Below are 236 nucleotides of genomic sequence, written 5' to 3'. Positions count from 1 at the left end.
GATGCTTGGTTGGTCATCATCAATAATACCGCCATTGCCTGTTACACCACCGATCACCAATGGTAAGGATTCTGGTGAGGCGGAATCGACGACACTGTCGTTGATTGTGGCGACGGTGACCGTGAAGGTACTCACGCCAGCGGGAACGATCAGGCTGCCACCGACTAAGGTCACACCATTACTGAACGTGGCTGTGCTGTTGTAATCGGCACCGGCTGTTGCTGTACCACCGCCTA

At 54.2% G+C, this 236-nt stretch carries 1 protein-coding gene; it reads right to left on the bottom strand.

Annotated elements, in window-relative coordinates:
* Positions 1–236, bottom strand: a 236-nt coding sequence (locus H8K52_RS20950) for a hypothetical protein (RefSeq protein WP_186924828.1), incomplete at both ends; no start/stop codon positions are given.

The organism is Affinundibacterium seohonense (assembly GCF_014284305.1).
GTDB classification, from domain to species: domain Bacteria; phylum Pseudomonadota; class Gammaproteobacteria; order Burkholderiales; family Burkholderiaceae_D; genus Undibacterium; species Undibacterium seohonense.
The sequence above is the reverse complement of the archived record's forward strand: the minus strand, read 5'-3'. Positions and strand labels throughout refer to the sequence as shown.